We start from the raw sequence: 3,115 nt of genomic DNA on the forward strand, positions 1-3,115 counted from the left end.
CGACCGTCGACGGCGGGGGCGTTCACGGCGATCACCAGGGCGGGGCCGTGCGGGCCGTCGAAGCGGCCGCCGACCCGGGCCCGGGAGGCACCCGGCTTCACCCGGACCGCGACGGTGAGCGTGTCGTCCATGGGCACCCGCGCTCAGCTCGGTCGGGCGTCGGCGAGCAGGGCGGTGACCGGCGCGCATCGGGCGCACGGGGTGAAGCCCAGCTCGACCGCCTCGGCGGCGGGGATCCGGGACGGCAGCCGGTCGAGCAGGTGCGAACAGGTGGCCAGGTGGTAGCGCGGCCGCCCCTGCACCACGTGCACCGGGGTGACCAGCTGGGCGACGAGGTCCTCGTCCTCGGGCCGGACCTGCTGCACGTCCGGTTCGTCGAGCGGCACCTCGTCCGTGCCGGGGCCCGGCGCAGGCCGGGGCCGCAGATCGGACCCCGACGGCGGCCCGGGTGGTTGCCGCCACCCGCCGCCGACCGTCGGGGGAACGTGCTGGACGGGGATCTCGGGCTCCACGACCGGAGTGCCGTACGCGGCACCGGGCGTGCTCGGCCCGCCCCGGCGGCGTGCCGTCCGGTCCGCCGTCGCCCGGGTGGAAGCCGTCTGGCGGGCACCCACGACGAGAGCGACGGCGGCCAGCAGGCTGGCCGCGATGGAGATGATCAGCAGCGGACCGGACCCGCCGGTCAGCCCGGCCACCAGGAACACGAGGGCGACGAGGATGAGCAGGATGCTGGCGACTGTCACAGCTCACCCCCGCCGCGTCGTGTCAGTGTGCGCGGTCGGTGGCCGTCGGTGGGGACGGCCGCCGACGGCGGATCAGCGGCCGGACTCGAGCGAGCCCGAGCGACCGCCACCGTACGAGCCGGCGAGGCTGGTGGCGGCGAGGCCGTTGCTGCCACCACCGGAGCGATTGCCCTCCGTGCGGTTGACCTCGGCCTCCAGGCCCTGGGCCCGACCGTCGAGGTCCCGCAGCTGGCTCTCCAGGTACGCCTTGAGCCGGGTGCGGTACTCCCGCTCGAACTGCTTGAGCTCCTCGATGTGCTTCTGCAGCGCGGTGCGCTTGGCGTCCAGGCCGCCCATGGCCTCCTGGTGCCGCTGGCGGGCGTCGCGCTCCAGGGCGTCGGCCTTGGCGCGGGCCTCGCGGGTGACCTCCTCGGCCTTGGTGCGGGCCTCGGAGAGCAGCTGGTCGGCCTCGCGGCGCGCGTCCGACACGTGGTCGTCGGCGGTGCGCTGAGCCATCATCAGCACCCGCAGGGCCTGCTGCTCGCCGTCGGCGCCGGCAGTCGGGCCACCCTGGGCACGAACCTGCTCGAGCTCGGCCTGCATCGCGCGGGCCGCCTGCTCGGCGGCCGCCTTGTCGCGCTGCACGCGGTCGAGCTGGGCCTTGACGTCGTTGAGCTCCGCCGCGAGGCGGGCGTCGCCACCGGGGCCGGCGGGGACGGGGCCGCGACCGCCGCGCTCCACCTGGGCGCGCAGCTCGTTGTTCTCCTCGATCAGACGGGCGAGCTCACGCTCGACCTCGTCCAGGAAGGCGTCGACCTCCTCCTCGTCGTACCCCCGCTTACCGATCGGCGGCTTTTTGAAGGCGACGTTGTGGACGTCGGCCGGGGTCAGCGGCATCGAAACTCCTCGGGTCAGTTGCGGCCGCGAAAGCGCGCCGTTCAGGAAAAGTTCCAGATCAGCGGCTCTAACACAAACCTCATCAGCACGAACAGGATAACCAGGAGCACAAGCGAGGCGAGGTCGACGCTCACGGTACCAATTCGCAGTGGTGGGATCACACGCCTCAACGCCTTGAGAGGCGGATCAGTGACGCTCCACACGGATTCCAGTCCCGCCGATCCTCCCCGGCCCGGCTGCCAGCGGCGACCATAGGCCAGAACGGCGCCGAGGACAAAACGGGCCAAGAGAACAAGCAGGAAGAGATAGACGAGCAGGTACAGCACCTGGAACAGGATCGACAACACGGCAGGCGACGTCCCTCGGTCGAGCGGGCTAGCTCAGGCTGAAAAAGCCGCCCTCAGCGATCTTGGCCTTGTCCTCAGCGGTGACCTGGACATTGGCCGGTGAGAGCAGAAACACCCGGTTGGTCACGCGCTCGATCGTACCCCGCAGGCCGAACGCGAGTCCGGCGGCGAAGTCGACCAGTCGGCGCGCGTCCGCCTCGTCCATCTCGGTGAGGTTGATGATCACGGGCACGCCGTCCCGGAAGTGCTCGCCGATCGTCCGCGCCTCGCGGTAGGTGGTCGGGTGCAGCGTGGTGATCTGGTAGCGCTGCTCCTCCTCCGCCACCATCGCGCGCTCCCGCGGCTGGACCTGCGGCGCCAGGGCGAGGTTGTCCCGGGTGTGGTAGGTCAGCGCACCCGACGTCTCGCCCGCGGTCGCCCGGGTGATCGACCGGACGCTGGACCGCTCGGCCCGCTCCACGTCGGCCCGGTCGCTCTCCACCGCCCGCGTGGAGGCACGCTCGCTCTGCCGGCCACGGTCGCCGACCCGGGACCGCGTCGGCGGCTCCTCGGACTCGTCGTCCTCGTCGTCGGCGAACTCCTCGGAATACCGGCTCGACCGGTACCGCGTCTCGCGGTAGCCACCCTTGTCGTAGCCACCGTCCTCGTAGGCCCGCTCGTCGTCCTCTTCGACCAGACCGAGCCAGACCCCCGCCTTGCGCAGTGCACCCATCCCCGCGCCCTTCCGTCCGCCGTGCGGCACGCACCCCCGTGCCGTGTCGCTTGATCACGAGTGGACAAACGATGCCCACCGGACCGGATCGGCAATCCCCATGGCGCGCGATTCGCGGTCCGCTCGCCAATGGCCCCCGGACAACGGGACGCCGTTCCTGAACAACACTGATGTAATTTGCTTCTTTCGGGGTCAGGCTACCGCAGCGTGGGGCGCATTCCGAGCAACGCGCTGCCGACGCGGACGTGTGTCGCGCCGTACCCGATCGCGATTTCCAGGTCCCCGCTCATTCCCGCCGAGAGCGCCGTGGCCTCGGGATGCCGGCCCCGGAACCACTCCCGCACCTCGGCCAGGCGGGCGAACGCCCGCTCCGGCTCCCAGCCCAGCGGCGCCACCGCCATCAGGCCGGCCAGCCGCAGCGCGTCCGCCCCGGCCAC

Annotated in this window: 5 protein-coding genes and 1 pseudogene; all 6 read right to left on the reverse strand. The window is 72.0% G+C overall.

Features of this window, described 5'->3' with window-relative positions; all coding sequences use genetic code 11:
• The coding region (locus DKL51_RS28940; protein ID WP_185734953.1) for a DUF167 domain-containing protein at window positions 1-131 on the reverse strand (131 nt) is incomplete at its 3' end.
• Window positions 132-143: 12 nt separating this feature from the next.
• Complete coding sequence (locus DKL51_RS28945) at window positions 144-743, reverse strand: hypothetical protein (protein ID WP_109964590.1); 600 nt, start codon at window positions 741-743, stop codon at window positions 144-146.
• A 72-nt stretch (window positions 744-815) separates the two neighbouring features.
• A complete protein-coding gene (locus DKL51_RS28950; RefSeq protein WP_109943507.1) occupies window positions 816-1,619 on the reverse strand; it encodes a DivIVA domain-containing protein in 804 nt (267 codons plus the stop codon).
• 41 nt (window positions 1,620-1,660) lie between these two features.
• Window positions 1,661-1,966 (reverse strand): YggT family protein, encoded by a 306-nt coding sequence (locus DKL51_RS28955; RefSeq protein WP_109943506.1) that lies wholly within the window; start codon window positions 1,964-1,966, stop codon window positions 1,661-1,663.
• 28 nt (window positions 1,967-1,994) lie between these two features.
• Window positions 1,995-2,678, reverse strand: a complete 684-nt coding sequence (locus tag DKL51_RS28960) for a cell division protein SepF (protein WP_109964591.1) — start codon at window positions 2,676-2,678, stop codon at window positions 1,995-1,997.
• A 197-nt stretch (window positions 2,679-2,875) separates the two neighbouring features.
• Window positions 2,876-3,115 (reverse strand): annotated as a pseudogene (locus DKL51_RS28965) (alanine racemase); the annotation flags it as partial.

It is taken from the genome of Micromonospora globispora (assembly GCF_003857015.1).
Classification (GTDB): Bacteria; Actinomycetota; Actinomycetes; order Mycobacteriales; family Micromonosporaceae; genus Micromonospora; species Micromonospora globispora.

What these genes read in the sequence shown, in the direction of transcription:
- DKL51_RS28950 (WP_109943507.1), bottom strand. Translation starts at nt 1,619, where the DNA reads ATGCCGCTGACCCCGGCCGACGTCCACAACGTCGCCTTCAAAAAGCCG.
- DKL51_RS28960 (WP_109964591.1), bottom strand. Translation starts at nt 2,678, where the DNA reads ATGGGTGCACTGCGCAAGGCGGGGGTCTGGCTCGGTCTGGTCGAAGAG.